Raw genomic sequence first — 21,090 nt, 5'->3', positions numbered from 1 at the left:
CCGCCGATGTCCGCCGCCGATGTCCGCCGCCGATGTCCGCCGCCGATGTCCGCCGCCGATGTCCGCCGCCGATGGCCCCTCCACGAAAAATCCCTGTACTCGCTTGTGCCTAACCCATCCTCTCCCTTTACAAAACCTTCACTTGGCCCTAATCTTCTGTTGATTTTTGTTCCTTATGCTTATCTATGGATATACTATATTAGTATAGGGAGTGTACATATGGAGAAAAACATGGATCGCCGGACATTTCTATCTTATCTCGGTACGGGGGCGGCGGCGCTGGCAGCTGCATCCGCCGGATTAGGCGTCTTGGAAGGCAAAGCTTCCGCGATGTCCCCGACGGCCGACCACCTGTTCGGGTTTAAGACGAATAAAGTCAGCGGTTATTTCGAACCGATTCAGGCTTCCAAAGAAGACCAGCTGTTGCTTCCGAAAGGGTACCGTTACGACGTTGTGGCGGCATTCGACGATGTAATCAACGCAGCTGGCGAAAAATTCGGACAAGGCTCCGATTACAACGCCTACTTCCCAATTGACGGTTCCAACACGCGCGGGCTGCTTGTGAATAACCACGAATATACGAACATTTTTGCTCTCGGTCCGGTGAAGGACGGCAAGAAATCGAAAGAACAAACGGATAAAGACCTGTACTACCAAGGAATGTCCGTTATTGAAGTATTCCAGGACGACAAGGGCACATGGAAAATGGACACGACTTCCAAACATGCCCGCCGCATCAACGGTTTCACCAAATTCGAATTCACCGGTCCTGCCAAAGGTTCCGCCATCTTGAAAAACGCAAGCACCGCCCAAGGCACGTTCGCAAACTGCTCCGGAGGCGTTACGCTCTGGAATACGGTTCTGTCCTGTGAAGAGAACTTCTCCGAGCTGGCGACGGAAGCCGGTCTGCCTCTGACGCACTACGGCTGGGTTGTAGAAATCGATCCGTTCGACGGCAGCTTCTTGAAGAAGCACACGGCGCTTGGCCGCTTCAACCATGAGAATACGGCTATGGGTTTGACGGCCGACGGCCGCGTCGTCGTTTACATGGGAGACGATAAGAAGGATGCCTGTGTGTATAAATTCGTCACGAAGGGCAAATACGTGCCGGCGAGCGGCCGTCAAAACTCCGAGCTGCTGGCAGACGGCACGCTATATGTAGCCAACCTGAAATCAGGGAAGTGGGTTGCCGTTACGTACGAAGCGCTGTCAAAAGTCATCGGCGACGCCAAATTCAAAGCGCCGGCAGGCGTTAAAGGCACGAGAGAGGAACTGCAACGCATGTTCCAAAGCCAAGCGGATGTGGTAACCAACGTGCACGAAGCGGCCTTGATCCTCGGCGGTACGCCGACCGACCGACCGGAAGATGTGGAAATTTCGCCGTTCGACAATACGGTGTTCATCAGTCATACGAACAACGACAACCATGGTAACATTCACGGTCATATCACGCGTATTTTCGAGAAAGGCAACGATCTCGGCGCGACGGAGTTCGATTTTGAAATTTTCATTGCAGGCGGACGTCAATCCGGATTCAGCTCGCCGGACAACCTTGCGTTCGATTCGAACGGCAACCTGTGGGTTGTGACGGACATCTCCACCAGCAGCATGCACAAAGGGGTTCATACTTCATTCATGAACAACGGGCTGTTCGTCGTTCCGACCCACGGTGCGGCCAAAGCGCAAGCGATGCAGTTTGCTTCTGCCCCTACGGATGCGGAATTGACGGGACCCTTCTTCACGCCGGACGAAAGAACGCTGTTCCTCTCCGTTCAGCATCCGGGCGAAAACACAACGGATTTGGCGAAGCCGACCAGCCTGTGGCCGCACCGCCAAGGCGACACCAAAGCTCGCTGCGGCGTTGTAGCGATCAGCGGCTTCAAGCTCGGCTAATCCGGGATTTATGCAGATGCAGTAACTTGCAAGTGCTCGATCGTAAATGTCCGATGTGAAGCCCGCAGGCCGGACGTAACCATCCATTAGGCCGGCGGGCCCCGCAATGGGCGTTTTACCTCAAAGGAGATGACAACATGCCATTCGGCAATATCGGGATTCCCGGATTAATTCTTATTTTAATTATAGCGCTCATCATTTTCGGACCTTCCAAACTTCCGGAGCTCGGCCGAGCCTTCGGACGCACCTTGAGCGAGTTTAAAAGCGCCACCCGCAGCCTGGTAGGCGGCGAAGACGAGAAGCCGGAGGTTTCCGAAGCGTCGAAACCGACCGTCCAAGACAAGACGCCAGCGGTCTCCGAAACGAAACCCCAATTCAACGCAGACAAAGTTAGCTAAACTCCATCCGCATTATACGTTTGGCTTCCGGTAACCGCATGCTGCCGGAAGCTAGCTTCATTATGGGAGACCCTTACGATGAAAAATAATGAAATGCACGTTTTCAGTCATCTGGAAGAAATGCGCAAACGAATCGTCATCACGCTCGTCGCCTTTCTTGTTGCCATGATTGCCGCTTTCTTATACGCGAAGCCGATCTATAACTGGCTCGTCCGCGATTTGGGAGACAAGCTGACCATCCTCGGTCCGACCGACATTCTATGGGTGTATGTGATGATTTCCGGGGTCTTCGCGATTGCTGTGACGATTCCGGTAGCCGCTACGCAGGCTTGGCATTTCGTCAAGCCTGCGCTGAAGGAGGAAGAGCGCAGAGCGGCGCTCGGATATATCCCCGCCCTCGCCGTTCTGTTTGCCGCAGGCATTGGCTTCGGCTATTTCGTCCTGTTCCCGATGGTGCTTTCCTTCCTGAAGAACATGGCGGCCGGGCAGGTCAACACGCTCTATACGGCAGATAAATATTTCCGGTTTATGCTGAATTTGACGCTGCCGTTCGGTTTTTTGTTTGAAATGCCGGTCGTGGTGATGTTTTTAACGAAAATCGGAGTATTGAACCCGGTGCGACTTGCCAAGGCGAGGAAAGTGGCTTATTTTACGCTTATCGTCATCTCGGTTATGATTACGCCTCCGGATTTTATTTCGGACATTTTGGTAACGGTTCCGCTGCTGATCTTATACGAATTCAGCATTACGCTTTCGAAATGGGTGTATAAGAAAAAATTATCGACAGCTGCAGTGGAAGCTTGAATCATAGCCGGCGGGTAAGCGGAATGAAGGAGGGGAGTCGCGGACAAGCGGCTCCTTTTTTGCGTCCTCCGGCACGGCGAGAATGGGTAGAAACGGAATGTTCACTAGGCAAAATCCGCCAATCGTAGTACGATACATTACATAATGCGGGAGGAGGTGCGGTCATGATTCGGGCAGTCGTATTCGATTTTGACGGCTTGATCGTGGATACGGAAACGGCGGACTTTGAGTCGGTTCAAGCGATGTACCGCCATCACGGCGGCGAGCTGACCATCGACGTATGGGGGCACTGCATCGGTACGGGACCGGACGCCTTTAATCCTTATGACGACTTGGAGCGGCAGATCGGCCGGACGTATGATCGCGAGGCGGCCCGCGCGATGCGCAAGCAGGCCTATGACGCCAGGATGGCCGAAGCTGATGTGAGGCCCGGGGTGCGGTCTTATCTGAAGGAGGCGAGACGGCTGGGGTTGCGGATCGGTCTAGCCTCCAGTTCGACGCGGGAATGGGTTACGGGATATTTAAAGGCGTACGGTTTGCTGGATGACTTCGAATGCATCCGGACGCGCGACGACGTTACCCGGGTAAAACCCGACCCGGAGCTTTACTTGAAGGCGCTCGCGGCGCTTGGCGTACAGCCGCACGAGGCGGTGGCGTTCGAGGATTCCCCGAACGGCGCGCTGGCGGCTTATCGCGCGGGCATGCGATGCGTAGTTGTGCCGAACGCCGTAACGGGCTTGTTAACGTTCGGAACGCACGATTTTCGCTTGGCGTCCGTGGAAGAGATCGGGCTTGCAGCGGTGATCAAGCGGCTGCAGCAGACCGACATTTTGAAAAATCGAGGAAGAGATATACAATAGACAAAGAAAACAGACACAATCCGCCCGACTCGCGCGTATACATTAACACCAAAGAAGAGGTGATGTTACGCATGAGCGGACGTGTACAGCCTTCGGATCAGATTCAGATCACGAAAAACGCCCGGCAAATCAACGTCGTCCTGCGCAGTCCGGAACCTGTCGCACATGCCCCCGCCGAATCGGAAGCTTTGTTTCACGGCAAGCCTCTATCCCAGCAAGGCCAGTTCGGGGAAATTATGAAAGAACTGGATCGTATGGTCGGTTTGGAGCATGTGAAGGAGCTCGTGTTCGAAATTTACGCGCTGCTGCGCATAGCCGGGATGCGGGCGGAAGTCGGCCTTATGGCGGGAACCCAGGTGTACCATATGATTTTCAAGGGGAACCCGGGAACGGGCAAAACGACGGTCGCCCGTATCGTGGCGAAGCTGTTCCAGACGATGGGCGTGCTGAACAAAGGCCATCTTATCGAGGTGGAGCGGGCCGATTTGGTCGGCGAATATATCGGGCATACCGCGCTGAAGACGCGGGAGCTTGTCAAGAAAGCGCTGGGCGGCATTCTGTTTATCGACGAAGCGTATAGTTTGGCGCGCGGCGGGGAAAAAGATTTCGGTAAAGAGGCCATCGATACGCTTGTAAAGGCGATGGAGGACCATAAGAACAATTTTATTTTGATTTTAGCCGGGTACTCCGAAGAGATGGAGCAGTTTCTGACGACGAATCCGGGGCTGCCTTCGCGGTTTCCGATTCAGCTCGATTTCCCCGATTACACGGTCGACGAGCTGATGCAGATCGCCGAATTGATCGTGAAGGAACGGGAGTATGCTTTAACTCAATCGACGGAGATGAAAATCCGGCAGCAAATCACGAACGAGAAAAATCAAATGGAGGTCGCCTTCAGCAATGCGCGGTTCGTGCGCAACTTGATCGAGAAAGCGATGCGCAATCACGCCGTCCGCCTGTTAAGCAGCCCGCATGTACATCCGACCAAACAGGATTTGATGATCATTCGCCCGGAGGACGTCAAGCTGGAACGTAAATCCCCAAAGGAGACATATAAATTTATATGAAAAAAACGAGCCATGAAATTACGCCGGACCACCAAGAACGCGCCGTACTGGTGAGTCTGGTTACGCAGGAATTAAAGCGCGAGGAAACGTACGACCCCGACTATTCGCTAGCCGAGCTTATCCGGCTCGCCGAGACGGCCAATGTCGAAGTGCTCGGAACAATGACGCAAAATAAAGAATACGCCGATTCCAAGTGGTTCATAGGCAAAGGAAAAGCGCAAGAATTGAAAGAGCTGCTGGAGGAGAAAGGCGCGAACACGGCCATCTTCGACCAGGAGCTGTCGGGCGCGCAGGTGCGCAATCTGGAGCAGTTTCTGGATGTGAAAATCATCGACCGGACCCAGCTGATTCTGGATATTTTCGCCGGCCGCGCCAAGACGCGCGAGGGGATCATCCAGGTCGAGCTGGCGCAGCTTAGCTATTTGCTGCCGCGGCTGTCCGGCCACGGGAAAAATTTATCCCGGCTCGGCGGCGGCATCGGGACCCGGGGACCCGGGGAGTCGAAGCTGGAGACGGACCGCCGTCATATCCGCGATCGGATCAGCGAGCTGAAGCGCCAGCTGCAGGAAGTGGTGAAGCACCGTACGCTTCACCGGGAGCGGCGTAAGAAGACCGGCGTCTTTCAAGTCGCTCTCGTCGGGTATACGAACGCCGGCAAGTCGACGCTGCTTCGCCAGCTGACGCAAGCCGACGTGTATGTCGAGAACCAGTTGTTTGCCACGCTCGATCCGACCTCGCGCTCGCTGAAGCTGCCGAGCGGATTGGAGATCGTCTTGACCGATACGGTCGGGTTCATTCAGAACTTGCCGCACGATTTGGTCGCGGCTTTCCGCGCGACGCTCGAGGAGGCCAACGAAGCGGATCTTATTCTGCACGTTGTGGACAGTTCCACCGAGATGATGACGATCCAGATGAAGGTCGTCGATGAGGTGCTCGAAGAGCTCGGCGCACACGGCAAGGATCGGATAACCGTGTTTAACAAAATCGATCTGTGCACGCCGGAGCAATTGGAGATGCTGATGACCGAAGGTGATTACTTGCGCATCTCGGCTTATCGCGAAGAAGATCTCGGGCGATTGATCGACGCGTTAGAGAAACATTTGATGGGCGACAGCCGGACGTACCGTATTCCTGCCGATAAGGGGGATATCATCTCGCTTGTGTACCGCGTAGGCGAGGTGCTGGAGAATGAAGTGGACGGCAGCGACATGCTGTTCAAGGTACGGGTAAACAATAAAGAGTTCGATAAGATAGGATACATGCTGGCTGCATACGATTCGGCGCGTGCGCCGCAGGGAGAGAACAGAGGAGAGACGTCGGAACATGTTTAACGAGCAGGTGCTCGCCTTGATGGAGAAGGCGGAGAAGGTAGTCGGGGAACGAATGAATGAAATCGATCGGTTGATCGATCGCAATCAGTGGAAAGTCATACGTGCGTTTCAGAAGTTTAAAGTAAGCGATTATCATTTTGCCGGCTCGACCGGATATGGCTATAATGATCGCGGACGCGAAGTGCTCGATCTCGTGTATGCCGACGTGTTCGGCGCCGAGGCGGCGCTGGTGCGTCCGCATTTCGTGTCGGGCACGCATACGATCGGGACGGCGCTCTTCGGCGTCCTGCGGCCCGGCGACGAGCTGCTGTCGATTACAGGTCGTCCGTACGACACGCTGCACAAGGTGATAGGCAAACCGGGCGACGGACTCGGCTCGCTGCAAGACTGGGGCATCGGCTACGGCGAGGTGGAGCTGCTTGAAGACGGTTCGCCGAACTATGAAGAGATCGCCTGGCGCATCACTCCGCGAACGAGAGTGATCGGCATTCAACGGTCGCGCGGGTATTCATGGCGTGCCTCGTTCACCGTCGAGCAGATTGGCGAGATGGTTCGTTTCGTGAAAGAAATAAAGCCGGACGTTATCGTATTCGTGGACAACTGTTACGGCGAATTCACGGAGCTTAACGAACCAACCGAAGTCGGGGCCGACTTGATCGCCGGTTCGCTGATTAAGAACCCGGGCGGCGGATTGGCTCCTACAGGCGGCTATATCGCGGGCAAGCGCGAGTATGTTGAGCTGGCGTCCTACCGGTTGACCGCGCCGGGCATCGGCGGGGAGGTCGGCGCTATGCTCGGGACGACGCGGGCCTTGTTCCAAGGCTTGTATTTAGCGCCGCATACGGTTGGACAAGCTGTTAAAGGATCGGTGTTCGCGGCGGCACTGTTCGCCGAGCTGGGATTTACGACGCATCCGCGTTGGAACGATCCCCGCACCGATTTAATTCAGGCCATACGGTTTACCGGGCCGGAGCATCTGATCGCCTTCGTTCAAGGCATTCAGCAGGCGGCGGCCGTAGACGCGCATGTCGTGCCGGAACCTTGGGATATGCCGGGTTACGAGCACCCGGTCATTATGGCGGCCGGAACCTTCATTCAGGGCGGCAGCCTGGAATTATCGGCCGACGCGCCGATTCGGGAGCCTTATATTGCCTACATGCAGGGAGGCTTGACGTATTCCCACTGTAAGCTCGGCGTTCTGACGGCCATCCAAAACATGATCGACCGCAAATTATTGTAATCATTACTTACATGTGGCATTAACCTGACATAACTTGACACGTTTCTAGAACATGGTTACAATAAAAGTAAGGTTTTATGTGTTAGGGGTGATAGTCATGAGTGATGATATCCGCCGTAATATGGCCCTTTTTCCGATCGGTATTGTTATGAAGCTGACGGATTTAACCGCCAGACAAATACGATACTACGAGCAGCATGAATTGATCATTCCAGCAAGAACCGGCGGCAACCAGCGTCTATACTCGTTCAACGATGTCGAGCGTCTTTTGGAGATCAAGGATTTGATCGAGAAGGGCGTTAACATCGCAGGAATTAAACAAGTGCTGCTGCCGGTCGACAAAGATTCGGAGGATGCAACCGTCTTGAACGAGCAATCCGAAGTGAAACGCCGGGAACTGACCGATTCCCAGCTGCACAAGATGCTGAAGCAGCAGCTGATAGGCGGAGGCAAGCGACCGAATCATGTATCGTTGATTCAAGGCGAACTGTCTCGTTTTTTCAGAAAATAGGGTTTGGCCGAGGAGCGACCGCCGCTCTGTTCACCTGAGGCGGGGCGAGCGGTACCCCTCGTTATTACGTACCGATTTTTAAGGAGGAGATTTCACAGTGACGGATAAGAACTACACGAAGGAAGACATTTTACGTATTGCCAAGGAACAAAACGTTCGATTCATTCGACTTCAATTTACGGATTTGCTCGGCACCATCAAGAACGTCGAAATACCTTTAAGCCAGCTTGAGAAGGCGCTTGATAATAAAATGATGTTTGATGGTTCTTCCATCGAGGGTTACGTTCGTATCGAAGAATCAGACATGTACTTATACCCGGATTTGAATACTTGGGTCGTGTTCCCATGGGTGACGGAAGATCGCGTGGCGCGTTTGATTTGCGATATTTATTTGCCGGACGGCCGTCCGTTCCCGGGCGACCCGCGCGGCATTCTGAAAGCGGCGTTGAAAGAAGCGTACGAAATGGGCTATACCGCGATGAACGTCGGGCCGGAACCGGAATTTTTCTTGTTCAAAACCGATGAGAAAGGCAATCCGACCATGGAGCTGAACGACCAGGGCGGTTACTTCGACTTGGCGCCTACGGATCTCGGCGAGAACTGCCGCCGCGAAATCGTGTTAACGCTCGAAGAAATGGGCTTTGAGATCGAAGCGTCACACCACGAAGTGGCGCCGGGTCAGCACGAGATCGACTTTAAATATGCCGATGCGATTAAAGCGGCCGACCAAATTCAAACGTTCAAGCTAGTTGTGAAGACGGTAGCCCGTCAGCACGGCCTGCATGCCACATTCATGCCGAAGCCGTTGTTTGGCGTTAACGGCTCGGGCATGCATTGTCACCAATCGTTGTTCCGCGGTAAAGAGAATGCCTTCTACGACGAGAGCGACAAACTCGGCCTAAGCGCAGAAGCACGTCATTACATGGCTGGTATTTTGCGCCACGCCCGCGCGTTCGCGGCGATTACGAACCCGACCGTCAACTCGTACAAGCGTCTTGTACCGGGTTATGAAGCGCCTTGTTACGTCGCCTGGTCGGCCAGCAACCGCAGCCCGATGATCCGTATCCCGGCTTCCCGCGGTCTCAGCACGCGCGTTGAAGTGCGTAACCCGGATCCGGCGGCTAACCCGTACCTCGCGCTGGCCGTTATGTTGAAGGCCGGCCTTGACGGCATCAAGAAAAAAATGCAGCTGCCGCCTCCGACGGACCGCAATATTTACGTGATGACCGAAGAGGAGCGGGAAGAGCAAGGCATTCCGAGCTTGCCGATCAACTTGAAGCAAGCGCTCGACGAAATGCTTCGGGACGATGTCATTTGCGAAGCACTCGGCGATCATGCGCTGGCTCATTTCTTCGAGCTTAAGGAAATCGAGTATGACATTTACCGTACTCAAGTTCACGCTTGGGAGCGCGAGCAGTATTTAACGCTTTATTAATAATTAAAGAAACGGACGTTCGGCTGAGCCGAGCGTCCGTTTCTTTAATTTAGCAAGACCTATATTCCATAAGGACCTAGCGGTGATCTTCCGTGAGGTTTATTTATCGAAAAAACCTCACGATCCGGCAGCAGCCGAGCTTCGAGAGGTTATGAGTTGTTAGTGGATGTCGCGGAATACGCCGATGACTTTGCCAAGAATAGAAACGTTTTTCAACCGAATAGGCTCCATGGTCGGGTTTTGCGGCTGTAACCGAATATGGTCTCTTTCTTTATAGAACGTTTTCACCGTCGCCTCGTCTTCCTCGGTCATAGCCACGACGATGTCGCCGTTGTTGGCGGTCTGCTGCTGGCGGACGATCACATAATCCCCGTGATGAATGCCTGCGTCAATCATACTTTCGCCGACGACGCTTAACATGAACACGCTCTGATCGCCGACAAAGTGGCTGGGGAGCGGAAAGTAATCTTCAATGTTCTCCGTTGCTGTAATCGGAACCCCCGCCGTAACCCGTCCGATTAACGGAACGCGGGCTACCGAAACGGAGAACGCGCCTTCTCCTGGTTCCCCGTCCAGAATCTCAATGGCTCTTGGCTTGGTCGGATCTCGGCGGATAAGGCCCTTCTTCTCGAGCCTTTCCAAGTGTCCATGTACGGTGGAACTCGACGCCAAACCTACCGCTTCGCCGATTTCACGTACGGAAGGCGGGTAACCTTTATCCTTAACTTCATTTTTAATAAAATTTAAAATGGCCTGTTGACGGGAGGAAATCTTGCTCATCGTATCACTCCAATATATAGAAACTATTAATTGGAAGTATAGCACAGAATAGCCGTTCGTACAAACATAAGTTCGAGAAAATGCATTGACACAAACATGTGTTCGTGTTATTTTAATATAAGAACAAATGTTTGGGGGTCGTCATTATGATGCATATCATTAGCAGTCAAACTTCGGTAAACGTGCCGTCCATGAATAGAACAGATGCGGTCGGCAATCGCAAACGGCTAGGGCGTCTGGCTCTGACGGGTCTTGTGTTGGCCATGATCATCGGGATCAGCACGGTGATCACGGCATTACTTGGGAATTCGGGCGCTTATGCAGCCGCCTCCTTGCCGGCCGAACAACATACCGTTATCGTCGAACGAGGAGATACCTTGTGGAGTATCGCCAATGAACATATAGCTAAGGGTGGCAACCCGAGAGAATACATCTATGAGCTCAAAAAAAAGAACGGATTGAAGGACGCTTCGATTCGTGCCGGTCAACAATTGTTGCTTCCGTAATACCGCTCGCCCTGACATTTCAGGCTCTTCCCGCCTGTCAATTCTCTTGACAATCGTTATCCATAATGTCAAAGTATAATTTGATAACGAACGCCATTTGTCTGGACATGCTTGTCAGGTTCCGACAGCTGGCGACAACCGGAACACGAGAAGACTGGGAGGATAGGCATGTTGGAATCGGAACATGATGTTACCGTGAAGCGAATCAATGAACTCGCTCGAAAAGCGAAATCCGAAGGATTGAGCGAAGCGGAGTTGAACGAACGTAACGAATTGCGTAAAAAGTACATTGATTCTTTCAAATCTTCCTTACGCACTCAACTCGATAACATCAAATTTGTTGATGAAGATGAGAAGAAGTAGGAGGAGGGTTTTGATATGCAATATCGGGCTTTGGGTAAGAGCGGTATTCTGGTATCGGAACTTTGCTTAGGAACAATGACCTTCGGTCATACGACCGATGAACGGGAGTCCGTAGAGATGATAAACCGTTTCCTGGATAAAGGAGGGAATTTCATCGATACGGCAAACGTCTATGCAGGCGGCAGATCGGAAGAGATTGTCGGTAAAGCGATTCGCGAACGAAGATCGGACGTAGTTCTGGCTACTAAAGTTCGAATGAAGACCGGACCCGGACCGAACCAAGTCGGTCTATCCCGCAAGCATATCATGGATGCCGTCGAAGACAGTTTGCGACGCTTAGGAACCGATTATATCGATTTGTACCAAGTTCACGTTTGGGATCAGGTCACACCGATTGAAGAGACGCTTCGTGCGCTGGACGATTTAGTTGCATCAGGGAAGGTTCGGTACATCGGATGCTCGAATTTCTTGGCGTACCAGTTAATGAAATCGTTAAATCTAAGTGACTTCAACCGCTACGCGCGGTTTATTTCCATTCAACCGCAGTACAGTCTCGTGTGCCGCTCCATGGACCGCGAAGTGCTCCCTCTTTGCTTGGAGGAGAACGTAGGAGTCATCCCTTGGGCACCGCTTGGCGGCGGATTTTTGACAGGGCGCTACGCGCGCGGAAACGAACCGACGGAAGGGCGCCTTTCTAACAAAAACGGCGAGAGTCGATGGGAGCTGCGAAATACCGATAAGAATTTCCGAATCCTGGATGAGGTTCTTGGCGCAGCGGCAGAGACCAATAAAACGCCGGCACAAGTGGCGCTCAATTGGCTCATCCATAAGCAAGGGATTACATCGCCGATATTCGGCGCTCGTACGCTTGAACAGTTTGAAGATAATATGGGAGCGGTCGGCTGGAAGCTTTCCGACTCCATGTGGAAGCGGCTGGATGATGTCAGCGCGCTGGAATCGGAATATCCTTACCGGTTTATTGAGAAGTTTCATAGGCAGATCTAATCGAGAGCATAAGGGGTCACGATAATGTCGCGTAAATGGGAACGCATGGTACGTAAAAATACGAAAATCATGAATAAAAAACACGGCCAAAGCAGTTCGTCTTCGATTTCCGTTCGGTCTTCGGACGGGGCGGTTACTTTTAAAGGCCGCAGCTGGTTATTGCCATTGGTGCTCGTCGCGATGAGCGTGTTCTGTTTTATTGCCCTTCGTCCGCAAGCAGGCCAAGACGAGTCTATGTATTGGGTAACGGGCTTCAGTTATCTTTTCTTGGCATTGCTTATGTATTGGGCGCGCAGACCGTTTCTGAGGATTGGTAAAACTTCGCTGGCCTCCCGTCGATTCGGCGGCGACCGGATCGTAGAAGCTTCCCAAATTAGCGAAATAACCGTGAGCAAAGATACGATCATGGTAACCTTGAAGCCGAAAGGTAAACGCTGGGTATTCACGAAATTTTTCCACCAAATGCCAATGGAAGCTATGATCGAGAAAATTTCCGACTTCGCCTCGAAAAACAATGTAAAGCTCATCAAATGAAGCCTGAACGAACGTCATGGGGTTGCTTGATCGGATTAAATATAAATGACTGGCAGTTAGGAACGATAATCGCGGTAGAAAGAGGAATTTAAACAATGACGATCAAAGCGGTGCTTTTCGATTTAGACGATACGTTGTTATGGGATGACCGAAGCGTGAAAGAGGCTTTTGAAGCAACTTGCGCGGAGGCTTCCAAACATTATGACCTGGACCCGGCGCAGCTGGAAGAAGCGGTACGCCGTGAAGCGCGGGCATTATACGAATCTTATGAAACGTTTCCTTTCACGAAGATGATCGGAATCAATCCGTTCGAAGGGCTCTGGGCGAATTTTACGGCAGGAGAGCAGGAGGAATTCCGCAAGCTGCAGGCGTTGGCGCCGTCATACCGCAAGGCGTCCTGGACCCGCGGCTTGAAGGCTCTCGGTATCGATGACGAGGCGCTCGGCAGCAAGCTGGCCGAACAGTTTCCCGCCGAACGACGCAGTCGTCCCATTGTGTACGAAGAAACGTTCGAAGTGTTGGATCAGTTGAAACAAAAGTACAAGCTGCTCCTGCTGACCAACGGTTCGCCGGATTTGCAGAAGGAGAAGCTGGCCGGGGTGCCGCAGCTTGCTCCCTACTTCGACCATATTGTGATCTCCGGTGAATTCGGCGAAGGGAAGCCGGCCGCTTCCATCTTCCACCACGCCATGCAGCTGCTGAACATAACGGCAGATGAAGGTGTCATGATCGGCGATAAATTGACGACGGATATTCTGGGCTCGAATACGGTGGGGATGCGCAACATGTGGATCAACCGCCATGGTGTAGAACGCAGCTCGGACATCGAACCCGTTTACGAAATTAAGAGCTTGCGGGATATGCAAGCGATTCTGGACTCCATATCATTCATCTAATGAACATAAGAAACCGACGGTCTGTCGATCCTGGCAGGCGTCGGTTTTTTGTTGCGGCGTTCCCGTCAAGCGAAAAAACGCCGTAGTCCGAAATGGATGCAGGATCCGTTCCGGACTACGGCGTTAAGACACCTAAAGTTGGGGTTTTATCATTAGGCCTGTTGGAAAGTCGGGTCGGCGAAAGGATGCGCAATCCAGCCTTCGGTTTCGATGAAGAGGCGGACGGCTACAATTTGCCGGTTTTCCATCAGAGTAAAGAAGTGCGGCTTATGCTCCGGTACGGAGATGACGTCGCCGGCTTCGAGCTCAACGTCGAAATATCCGACATCGTCGGTGCCTTTGATAATGAAAATACCTTTGCCTGCCGTGATGGCGCGAACCTCATCCTCGGTATGTGTGTGCACTTGTTCGAACTTCTTCAATAGCTCGTCGAGATTCGGCGTCGCATCGGACAAGGCGATGAGGTCCCAAGTCCGGTAGCCGCGACGGGCGGCCAGGTCGCGAATTTCTGCGTCGAAGGTGGATAAAATTTGACTCTTCTCTTCATCGGACAAAATAAATTTCTCCTGCAGCTCGGCCGGTAATTTGCCTGGATTCCAATGTTCATAAAGCACTTCTTGTTTCTCTAGAAAATTTCTGACGTTATCTTCGCCTTGGATGCGTTCGTTCGTATTGCGGATACGGATTTCAGCCATGGTTTATCCCTCTTTCACATGAAATGTGTACTCCTAATTTGTATTATAGTAGAAGGTGTACGTTCTGTCGATGTATAATGTATATAAATCCGATAGGATTCATTTAATAAAGACTCCATTTTTGTCGAAGTTTCTTTTCATCATATCATGTTTCTGTTACACTTAAGGATACATTGTTTAAGAGATTTAACGCTTCATACCGGATAGAATAAGGGGTCTACATGTTCGGACTGCCTACTTCATCGCATATACCGGCAGATCGGCAGGGTGAAAGGGGATTTTTCATTGATTAAACCTAGCTTACAAGAGCAGCTGCAAAAGAAAATTATGATTTTGGACGGCGCCATGGGCACGATGATCCAGCAAGAGGATTTGTCGGCGGACGATTTCGGAGGCGAAGAATTAGAAGGCTGCAACGAAATGCTAGTGCTGACTCGTCCAGACGTTATCCAGCGTATCCACGAGATGTACTTTGCCGCGGGCGCGGATATGGTCGAAACGAATACGTTCGGCGCCACGAGCGTTGTGCTTGCCGAATACGATATACAGGATCGCGCCCGGGAGATCAATCTTGCCGCCGCTAAACTGGCGATTGAGGCGGCTAACAAATACAGCACTCCCGAATGGCCGCGCTATGTGGTGGGGGCGATGGGGCCGACCACCAAGACGCTATCGGTTACGGGCGGTGTTACCTTCGATGAGCTGATCGAGAGCTATTACGAGCAAGCGCTGGCTTTAATCGAAGCCGGCGTGGATGCGCTGCTCCTCGAAACGTCGCAAGATACGCTGAACGTGAAAGCGGGCAGCATCGGGATCCGCAAAGCGTTCGAAGAGAGCGGACGCAAGCTGCCCTTGATGATATCCGGCACGATCGAACCGATGGGCACGACGCTTGCCGGTCAAAACATTGAATCGTTCTATGTGTCGCTCGAACATTTGGAGCCGATCTCCATCGGTCTGAACTGTGCAACAGGTCCTGAATTCATGCGGGATCATATTCGTACGCTCTCGGATATTGCCGGGACAGCCGTGAGCTGTTATCCGAACGCCGGCTTACCGGATGAGAACGGACAGTACCATGAGTCGCCGGAATCGCTGGCGAAGAAACTCGCCGGTTTTGCCGAGCAGGGCTGGCTTAATATCGCCGGCGGCTGCTGCGGAACGACGCCGGAGCACATTCGCGTCATGGCGGAGACGCTGCGCGCCTACAAGCCCCGGGAACAGAACGGTTCCCACCCGGCCGCAGTGTCCGGGATCGAAACGGTGTACTTGGAAGAGTCCAACCGGCCGATCATGGTGGGCGAACGGACCAACATCTCGGGTTCGCGTAAATTTAAACGGCTGATTAAAGAAGGGAAGTTCGAGGAAGGCTCGGAAATCGCGAGGAGTCAAGTAAAGAACGGCGCCCAGGTCATCGACATCAACCTGCAGGATACGGATATCGATGAAGCTTATGCGATGGAAAACTTCTTGAGCTATGTCGTCAAAAAAGTAAAGGCTCCGTTGATGATCGATTCCACCTATGATCATATAATTGAGCTGGGCCTTAAATATTCCCAGGGGAAGGCCATTATTAACTCCATTAACCTGGAAGACGGCGAATCCAAATTCAAGAGCATCGTTCCGCTCATTCACAAATACGGAGCGGCCGTCGTCATGATCCTGATCGATGAACGCGGACAAGCCGTTTCCCGTCAGGCAAAGATGGAAGTGGCCGACCGTGCGTACGATTTATTGACGAACAAATACGGGCTTAAGCCTCACGATATTATTTTTGACCCGAATATGTTCCCTATCGGCTCCGGTGACCCGCAATACATCGGCTCAGCCGTGGAGACGATTGAAGGCATTCGGATGATTAAAGAAAAGTACCCGGAATGTAAAACCATTCTCGGATTAAGCAATATTTCGTTCGGCTTGCCGGATGCCGGCCGCGAAGTATTGAACGCCGTCTATCTGTACCACTGTACGAAGGCCGGACTCGATTATGCGATCGTGAATACGGAGAAGCTGGAGCGGTACGCTTCTATTCCGGAAGAGGAACGCCGTCTGGCTGAAAATCTGATCTACAACACGAATGACGAGACGCTCGCCGAATTCGTCGCCCATTTCCGGACTAAGAAGGTAGAGAAAAAGGAGAAAATCTCCAACCTCTCGCTGGAGGAGCGGCTCGCGTCTTACGTGGTGGAAGGGACGAAGGACGGTCTCATCCCGGATCTCGAGGAAGCGCTGAAGAAATACGCTCCTTTGGAGATCATTAACGGTCCGTTAATGAGAGGGATGGAAGAAGTCGGCCGCCTCTTCAACAACAACGAGCTGATCGTTGCCGAGGTGCTGCAGAGCGCGGAAGTCATGAAAGCTTCTGTCGCGTTCCTCGAGCAGTTTATGGAGAAAGAGGAAAGCGCCGTGAAAGGGAAAATCATCCTGGCCACGGTGAAGGGCGATGTCCATGATATCGGGAAAAATCTCGTCGAGATTATTCTTTCCAATAACGGCTACAAAATCGTCAACCTCGGCATTAAGGTGCCGCCGGAACAGCTGATCGAAGCCTACCGCAAAGAGAAGCCGGATGCGATCGGCCTGTCCGGATTGCTTGTCAAATCCGCACAGCAGATGGTCATCACCGCACAGGACTTGAAGATGGCGGGCATCGACGTGCCGATTCTCGTCGGGGGCGCCGCGCTTACGCGCAAGTTCACGAAAACGCGTATTGCGCCGGAATACGACGGGATGGTGCTGTATGCAAAGGATGCGATGGACGGACTCGATATCGCCAACAAGCTGAGCGATCCGCAGCAGCGTCAGCAGCTCATCCGCGAGCTCCGCGAAAGCAAGGAGTCGGATGTGAAGGAATCCGGGCGGAAAGAAGACGCGATGCCTGCGCTGACCAGGGTCAAGACGTCCAACGTCGACCGTACCGTTCCTGTTCAAGTGCCGCCGGATCTGGAACGTCACGTGTTGCGGGATTTTCCGATCAGCCATCTGATCCCTTACGTGAATATGCAAATGCTGCTTGGGCACCACCTTGGCCTTAAGGGCAAGGTCGAACAACTGCTTGCCGAGAAAGATCCGAAAGCGGTCCAGCTGAAAGAGACGGTGGACGATATCCTCAGCGAAGCGCAAAGCCAAGGCATTATTCGCGCTCACGGGATGTACCGGTTCTTCCCGGCCCAATCCAGCGGCAATGACGTGCTTGTATACGATCCGGAAGATCCGACCAAAGTGCTGCAGACGTTCTCGTTCCCGCGCCAACAATCGGAGCCGTTCCTCTGCTTGGCCGATTATTTAAAACCGGTGGAGAGCGGCGAGATGGATTATGTCGGCTTCCTCGTCGTCACAGCCGGGCACGGCGTCAGCGATCTGGCTACCTTGTGGCGGGATAAAGGCGATTACTTGCGCTCCCACGCCTTGCAGGCGGCTGCGCTTGAGATCGCCGAAGGCTTCGCCGAGCGCGTGCATCAGCTGATGCGCGACAAGTGGGGCTTCCCGGATCCGGCAGAGATGACGATGCAGGAGCGTTTCGGCGCCAAATACCGCGGCCAGCGGTTCTCGTTCGGTTATCCGGCTTGTCCGAATCTCGACGATCAGCAGCAGCTGTTCGCGTTGTTGAATCCGGGCGATATCGGGGTGGAGTTGACCGAGGGCAGCATGATGGAACCGGAGGCGTCCGTATCCGCCATCGTATTTGCACACCCGCAAGCGCGTTATTTTAATGCTTAACCGAAAATGGGCATGCTAGAGAGGGTGGGGCGGACGCTCCACTCTTTCGTTTAAGAAAACCGTAAGGACATGAACGGAGACGATCAGGTTGGAGATTTATTTTCTCGGTACCGGCGCAGGTATGCCTTCGAAGGAACGAAACGTCACTTCGATCATGCTTAATTTGTTGGCGGAACGGAACGCGTATTGGATGTTCGATTGCGGAGAAGGGACGCAGCACCAAATCTTGCGGGCGCCGGTGAAAATCAGCAAATTGGAGAAGCTGTTCATCACTCATCTGCACGGCGACCATCTTTACGGCTTGCCGGGTCTGATGTCCAGCCGTTCGTATCAGGGCGGGGATACGCCCTTTACGATTTACGGGCCCAAAGGCGTGAAGGAATTTGTGGAAACGGCGCTGCGGATCAGCGACTCGCATGTCGGATACGAAACCCGGTTCGTGGAATTTACCGAGGGGGAGCAATCGGTCCTGTTCGAGGATGACGGATTTCAGGTCGAAACGGCTCCGCTCAAGCACCGCATCGCCAGCTTCGGCTTCCGGATTACGGAAAAACCGCAGGTAGGCAAGCTGCAGGTGGACAAGCTGAAAGAATACGGTATTGCATCCGGTCCGTTGTACGGGAAAATCAAACGGGGAGAGCCGGTGACGTTGCCGGATGGCCGTACTTTGGATGCGGAAGCGTTCGTCGGCCCTTCGATTCCCGGGCGTATCGTAACGATTCTAGGCGACACGCAGCCGTGCCCGAATGCGGTGAAGCTGGCGGAGCATGCGGACCTCCTTGTTCACGAAGCGACGTTCGCCGAGGCGAGGAAGGAAATGGCGATCCGTTACGATCACTCTACGGCGATGGACGCCGCGCGAACGGCACAGGAAGCTGGCGCGCGTACACTGGTTATCACGCATATCAGCTCGCGGTATCAAGCCGAGGCGTCCGAAGAGCTGCTTCGTGAAGCTCAATCTATACATGCGGACACTTATTTGGCGCACGATCATTTTCATCTGGAAATTTTGAATCGGCTCCGCGGATGAAAGAAACCTCCGACCCGGAAACGGGAAGGAGGTTTTATCGGTAGGTTAAGACTGCTCATTTTGAAAAGCGGATTCATCCTTGATCTCGGAGCGGAACGATTCCAGGCTGTTGCGCCGGCGTTCGTTCTTACTTGCGACCTGCTGCTTCTCGTCGGGACTGATTTCATCGGCATGCTCTGCCAAGTATTCTTCCGACTCCTCCAGGTTCTCAATCGTGTTATTGATGTTGTTTTGTAAATGTTCCACGTTGTCTGCGCGATTGTCGGGTTTAGCCATAAGGGTAGACAGCTCCTTTGATCTTGTGGATTAGCGCTTTACGGCGCCCCCTTTATTGATGCCCTGTGGCAAGTTTTATATACCTCTTAATCGCTGCCCAATAGGCCGGAAAGGAAAGGTTCAAGCCCATGCTCGGTTTTGCCATTTTGCTATTCTTTTACTTGCTCGGCTCGCTTCTTCAAACCGTTTGCGATCTGCCGCTGCCTGCCAATGTGATCGGACTGATCCTGTTTACAGTCGCGCTGTTCGCGAAATGGGTCAAGTTGGAATGGGTGGAGGACGCCAGTCAATTTCTCGTCCGCCATATGCTGCTGTTATTCGCGCCGATCGTTGTCGGGACGATGGCGTTCTTTCACGTCATAGGCGATCAAGCGTTCGTTATCCTTGCCAATCTGTTCCTCAGCACGTTCGGGGTTCTGCTGGTGACAGGCTGGACGGTCAAAGGCTTGAGCCGCTCCGATCGAAAGGAGGCGAACAAAACGCATGACGCTCGCTGACTTTACGGAACAACCCGTATTCGGCCTGACGCTTACGGTCGTAGCCTACGCGCTGGCTCTGCAAATTCACAAACGGTGGGGGGCGCTGCATCCGCTGCTTGTATGCTCCGTCCTCATCGTTGCCGTTCTGCTGCTGCTTCATGTCCCTTATGAATCCTACCGTCAAGGGGCGGATTTCATCGTATTTCTGCTGGGACCGGCTACCGTGGCGTTAGGGGTTCCTTTATATAAAAACGCGCGCAAAATCAAAAGCATGCTGCTCCCGATCGCCACAGGCATTACCGTCGGCTCGATCAGCGCTCTGCTGCTGTCCGCTGCCCTTGCTTGGGGACTCGGCGGCAGCCGCGAGTTGATCGTGACGATGATGCCGAAGTCGGTGACGTCGCCCGTCGCTCTGGAAATATCCAAGCAAGCGGGCGGGCTGCCTGAGCTGACGGCGGTGCTGACGGTGCTCACCGGATTAATCGGCAGCGTGCTCGGACCGTCCTTACTCAGGTGGGCCGGCGTTCGCGACGACATCTCGATCGGCACGGCGATGGGAACGGCCGCGCATGGGATCGGCACGGCGAGAATTATTCGCGATTCGGAGCTGGCCGGCAGTATCAGCGGATTTGCGATGGGGGCGGCTGCTATCTTGACAAGCGTATTGTTTATCCCCATTTATATATGGTTGAGTTAAAGTAACGGCGGAGTCGCATTAGATGCGGCTCCGTTATTTGTTATGGACAGCCTGACGAATCCTTACAAAAGCTTTACAACCGCCAAACGTCTTCTTAATAAACGTCTGCTAACCTAAGAGTGTAAGGCAACTTACCTGTAGAGAGGCGTGTTCTCGATGATCCCAACGGCTACTCAAACGTCATTAGATCCCTCCAGGCTGACGGTTAGACTGGCGGCAGGCGACGGCGAAGTGGAACAAGCATTGCGTCTTAGGTACCGGGTTTTCGTAGAAGAGGAAAAAAACATGCGGCTGCGCACGGATAGCGGTCTGGAACAAGATGCGTACGATGCCTATTGCGATCATTTGATCGTGAAGAACGTCGATACGGATGAGGTCGTCGGCACGTACAGGCTGCTGCCGGGCCAAAGGGCGGTCCGTCATATTGGCTTTTATTCGGAGACAGAGTTCGATCTGTCCGAGTTCCACACTTCCAAAAGCCAAACGCTCGAGCTCGGCCGCAGCTGCATCGATCCCGCTTATCGCGGCGGGCGGGCGATTCAGCTGTTGTGGGAAGGGATCGCCGATTAT

General features: G+C 53.2%; 22 protein-coding genes. 19 read left to right on the top strand and 3 right to left on the bottom strand.

Features of this window, described 5'->3' with window-relative positions; genetic code table 11:
* The first annotated feature begins 219 nt into the window (after nucleotides 1-219).
* The 9 genes from PVA01S_RS24140 (at nucleotide 220) to glnA (ending at nucleotide 9,539) form a co-directional block, all read left to right on the top strand.
* A complete protein-coding gene (locus PVA01S_RS24140; RefSeq protein WP_174817615.1) occupies nucleotides 220-1,893 on the top strand; it encodes a PhoX family protein in 1,674 nt (557 codons plus the stop codon).
* Between the two features lie 137 nt (nucleotides 1,894-2,030).
* On the top strand, nucleotides 2,031-2,291 hold the full coding sequence (tatA, locus tag PVA01S_RS24135) for a twin-arginine translocase TatA/TatE family subunit (RefSeq protein WP_127610191.1): 261 nt from the start codon (nucleotides 2,031-2,033) through the stop codon (nucleotides 2,289-2,291).
* Between the two features lie 78 nt (nucleotides 2,292-2,369).
* Nucleotides 2,370-3,095, top strand: a complete 726-nt coding sequence (gene tatC / locus PVA01S_RS24130) for a twin-arginine translocase subunit TatC (protein WP_127610189.1) — start codon at nucleotides 2,370-2,372, stop codon at nucleotides 3,093-3,095.
* Nucleotides 3,096-3,259: 164 nt separating this feature from the next.
* Nucleotides 3,260-3,955 carry an HAD family hydrolase gene (locus tag PVA01S_RS24125; protein WP_127610187.1) on the top strand — a complete coding sequence of 232 codons (696 nt, stop codon included), beginning with the start codon at nucleotides 3,260-3,262 and terminating at the stop codon, nucleotides 3,953-3,955.
* A 71-nt stretch (nucleotides 3,956-4,026) separates the two neighbouring features.
* Nucleotides 4,027-5,022 carry a stage V sporulation protein K gene (gene spoVK, locus PVA01S_RS24120; protein ID WP_127610185.1) on the top strand — a complete coding sequence of 332 codons (996 nt, stop codon included), beginning with the start codon at nucleotides 4,027-4,029 and terminating at the stop codon, nucleotides 5,020-5,022.
* Nucleotides 5,019-6,353, top strand: coding sequence for a GTPase HflX (hflX, locus tag PVA01S_RS24115; RefSeq protein WP_127610182.1), 1,335 nt, complete (start codon nucleotides 5,019-5,021; stop codon nucleotides 6,351-6,353). The genes spoVK and hflX overlap by 4 nt, the downstream gene beginning before the upstream one ends.
* Nucleotides 6,346-7,593, top strand: a complete 1,248-nt coding sequence (locus tag PVA01S_RS24110) for a methionine gamma-lyase family protein (RefSeq protein ID WP_127610180.1) — start codon at nucleotides 6,346-6,348, stop codon at nucleotides 7,591-7,593. Before hflX ends, PVA01S_RS24110 begins: the two co-directional genes overlap by 8 nt.
* Nucleotides 7,594-7,690: 97 nt before the next feature.
* Complete coding sequence (locus PVA01S_RS24105; protein ID WP_127610178.1) at nucleotides 7,691-8,104, top strand: MerR family transcriptional regulator; 414 nt, start codon at nucleotides 7,691-7,693, stop codon at nucleotides 8,102-8,104.
* 97 nt (nucleotides 8,105-8,201) lie between these two features.
* Nucleotides 8,202-9,539: a type I glutamate--ammonia ligase gene (gene glnA, locus PVA01S_RS24100; protein ID WP_127610176.1), complete on the top strand. Its 1,338-nt coding sequence runs from the start codon at nucleotides 8,202-8,204 to the stop codon at nucleotides 9,537-9,539.
* A 159-nt stretch (nucleotides 9,540-9,698) separates the two neighbouring features.
* On the opposite strand, the gene lexA is transcribed toward glnA, so the two are convergent.
* Nucleotides 9,699-10,319 carry a transcriptional repressor LexA gene (gene lexA / locus PVA01S_RS24095; RefSeq protein ID WP_127610174.1) on the bottom strand — a complete coding sequence of 207 codons (621 nt, stop codon included), beginning with the start codon at nucleotides 10,317-10,319 and terminating at the stop codon, nucleotides 9,699-9,701.
* A 146-nt stretch (nucleotides 10,320-10,465) separates the two neighbouring features.
* Between lexA and PVA01S_RS24090 the strand changes: the two genes are divergently transcribed.
* From PVA01S_RS24090 to PVA01S_RS24070, 5 genes are all read left to right on the top strand, one after another.
* Nucleotides 10,466-10,825 (top strand): LysM peptidoglycan-binding domain-containing protein, encoded by a 360-nt coding sequence (locus PVA01S_RS24090; protein ID WP_244933036.1) that lies wholly within the window; start codon nucleotides 10,466-10,468, stop codon nucleotides 10,823-10,825.
* 168 nt (nucleotides 10,826-10,993) lie between these two features.
* The gene (locus PVA01S_RS24085) at nucleotides 10,994-11,188 is read left to right on the top strand and encodes a DUF896 domain-containing protein (RefSeq protein WP_054797378.1); all 195 of its coding nucleotides are present in this window, start codon (nucleotides 10,994-10,996) and stop codon (nucleotides 11,186-11,188) included.
* Nucleotides 11,189-11,203: 15 nt separating this feature from the next.
* Nucleotides 11,204-12,193 carry an aldo/keto reductase gene (locus tag PVA01S_RS24080; RefSeq protein ID WP_127610172.1) on the top strand — a complete coding sequence of 330 codons (990 nt, stop codon included), beginning with the start codon at nucleotides 11,204-11,206 and terminating at the stop codon, nucleotides 12,191-12,193.
* A gap of 24 nt (nucleotides 12,194-12,217) precedes the next feature.
* On the top strand, nucleotides 12,218-12,727 hold the full coding sequence (locus tag PVA01S_RS24075; protein ID WP_127610170.1) for a hypothetical protein: 510 nt from the start codon (nucleotides 12,218-12,220) through the stop codon (nucleotides 12,725-12,727).
* A 95-nt stretch (nucleotides 12,728-12,822) separates the two neighbouring features.
* Nucleotides 12,823-13,623, top strand: a complete 801-nt coding sequence (locus tag PVA01S_RS24070; RefSeq protein WP_054797379.1) for an HAD family hydrolase — start codon at nucleotides 12,823-12,825, stop codon at nucleotides 13,621-13,623.
* 152 nt (nucleotides 13,624-13,775) lie between these two features.
* Here the strand turns inward: PVA01S_RS24070 and PVA01S_RS24065 are convergent, their stop codons facing one another.
* Nucleotides 13,776-14,318, bottom strand: coding sequence for a 1,2-dihydroxy-3-keto-5-methylthiopentene dioxygenase (locus PVA01S_RS24065; protein ID WP_127610169.1), 543 nt, complete (start codon nucleotides 14,316-14,318; stop codon nucleotides 13,776-13,778).
* A gap of 285 nt (nucleotides 14,319-14,603) precedes the next feature.
* Here PVA01S_RS24065 and metH point away from each other — a divergent pair, with 285 nt between their 5' ends.
* Both metH and rnz read left to right on the top strand, forming a co-directional pair.
* Nucleotides 14,604-18,038: a methionine synthase gene (gene metH, locus PVA01S_RS24060; RefSeq protein WP_127610167.1), complete on the top strand. Its 3,435-nt coding sequence runs from the start codon at nucleotides 14,604-14,606 to the stop codon at nucleotides 18,036-18,038.
* An 88-nt stretch (nucleotides 18,039-18,126) separates the two neighbouring features.
* The gene (gene rnz / locus PVA01S_RS24055; protein WP_127610164.1) at nucleotides 18,127-19,068 is read left to right on the top strand and encodes a ribonuclease Z; all 942 of its coding nucleotides are present in this window, start codon (nucleotides 18,127-18,129) and stop codon (nucleotides 19,066-19,068) included.
* A 45-nt stretch (nucleotides 19,069-19,113) separates the two neighbouring features.
* Here the strand turns inward: rnz and tlp are convergent, their stop codons facing one another.
* Nucleotides 19,114-19,344 carry a small acid-soluble spore protein Tlp gene (gene tlp / locus PVA01S_RS24050; RefSeq protein WP_054797382.1) on the bottom strand — a complete coding sequence of 77 codons (231 nt, stop codon included), beginning with the start codon at nucleotides 19,342-19,344 and terminating at the stop codon, nucleotides 19,114-19,116.
* A gap of 128 nt (nucleotides 19,345-19,472) precedes the next feature.
* Between tlp and PVA01S_RS24045 the strand changes: the two genes are divergently transcribed.
* From PVA01S_RS24045 to PVA01S_RS24035, 3 genes are all read left to right on the top strand, one after another.
* Nucleotides 19,473-19,841, top strand: coding sequence for a CidA/LrgA family protein (locus PVA01S_RS24045; protein WP_127610162.1), 369 nt, complete (start codon nucleotides 19,473-19,475; stop codon nucleotides 19,839-19,841).
* Nucleotides 19,828-20,520, top strand: coding sequence for an LrgB family protein (locus PVA01S_RS24040; RefSeq protein ID WP_127610160.1), 693 nt, complete (start codon nucleotides 19,828-19,830; stop codon nucleotides 20,518-20,520). Before PVA01S_RS24045 ends, PVA01S_RS24040 begins: the two co-directional genes overlap by 14 nt.
* A 156-nt stretch (nucleotides 20,521-20,676) precedes the next feature.
* Nucleotides 20,677-21,090: GNAT family N-acetyltransferase (locus PVA01S_RS24035; RefSeq protein ID WP_127610158.1), on the top strand; the 414-nt coding region annotated here is incomplete at its 3' end.

Source organism: Paenibacillus validus NBRC 15382 (assembly GCF_004000985.1).
GTDB lineage: Bacteria > Bacillota > Bacilli > Paenibacillales > NBRC-103111 > Paenibacillus_G > Paenibacillus_G validus.
This window is presented reverse-complemented; position numbering and strand designations above follow the sequence as displayed.

Excerpts from the sequence above, each read along its gene's own strand:
- tatA (WP_127610191.1), top strand. The coding sequence starts at position 2,031 with ATGCCATTCGGCAATATCGGGATTCCCGGATTAATTCTTATTTTAATT.
- lexA (WP_127610174.1), bottom strand. The coding sequence starts at position 10,319 with ATGAGCAAGATTTCCTCCCGTCAACAGGCCATTTTAAATTTTATTAAA.
- spoVK (WP_127610185.1), top strand. The coding sequence starts at position 4,027 with ATGAGCGGACGTGTACAGCCTTCGGATCAGATTCAGATCACGAAAAAC.
- PVA01S_RS24065 (WP_127610169.1), bottom strand. The coding sequence starts at position 14,318 with ATGGCTGAAATCCGTATCCGCAATACGAACGAACGCATCCAAGGCGAA.
- PVA01S_RS24110 (WP_127610180.1), top strand. The coding sequence starts at position 6,346 with ATGTTTAACGAGCAGGTGCTCGCCTTGATGGAGAAGGCGGAGAAGGTA.
- PVA01S_RS24125 (WP_127610187.1), top strand. The coding sequence starts at position 3,260 with ATGATTCGGGCAGTCGTATTCGATTTTGACGGCTTGATCGTGGATACG.
- hflX (WP_127610182.1), top strand. The coding sequence starts at position 5,019 with ATGAAAAAAACGAGCCATGAAATTACGCCGGACCACCAAGAACGCGCC.
- PVA01S_RS24080 (WP_127610172.1), top strand. The coding sequence starts at position 11,204 with ATGCAATATCGGGCTTTGGGTAAGAGCGGTATTCTGGTATCGGAACTT.
- PVA01S_RS24070 (WP_054797379.1), top strand. The coding sequence starts at position 12,823 with ATGACGATCAAAGCGGTGCTTTTCGATTTAGACGATACGTTGTTATGG.
- PVA01S_RS24045 (WP_127610162.1), top strand. The coding sequence starts at position 19,473 with ATGCTCGGTTTTGCCATTTTGCTATTCTTTTACTTGCTCGGCTCGCTT.
- PVA01S_RS24085 (WP_054797378.1), top strand. The coding sequence starts at position 10,994 with ATGTTGGAATCGGAACATGATGTTACCGTGAAGCGAATCAATGAACTC.
- tatC (WP_127610189.1), top strand. The coding sequence starts at position 2,370 with ATGAAAAATAATGAAATGCACGTTTTCAGTCATCTGGAAGAAATGCGC.
- PVA01S_RS24105 (WP_127610178.1), top strand. The coding sequence starts at position 7,691 with ATGAGTGATGATATCCGCCGTAATATGGCCCTTTTTCCGATCGGTATT.
- PVA01S_RS24140 (WP_174817615.1), top strand. The coding sequence starts at position 220 with ATGGAGAAAAACATGGATCGCCGGACATTTCTATCTTATCTCGGTACG.
- PVA01S_RS24075 (WP_127610170.1), top strand. The coding sequence starts at position 12,218 with ATGTCGCGTAAATGGGAACGCATGGTACGTAAAAATACGAAAATCATG.
- tlp (WP_054797382.1), bottom strand. The coding sequence starts at position 19,344 with ATGGCTAAACCCGACAATCGCGCAGACAACGTGGAACATTTACAAAAC.
- PVA01S_RS24090 (WP_244933036.1), top strand. The coding sequence starts at position 10,466 with ATGATGCATATCATTAGCAGTCAAACTTCGGTAAACGTGCCGTCCATG.
- PVA01S_RS24040 (WP_127610160.1), top strand. The coding sequence starts at position 19,828 with ATGACGCTCGCTGACTTTACGGAACAACCCGTATTCGGCCTGACGCTT.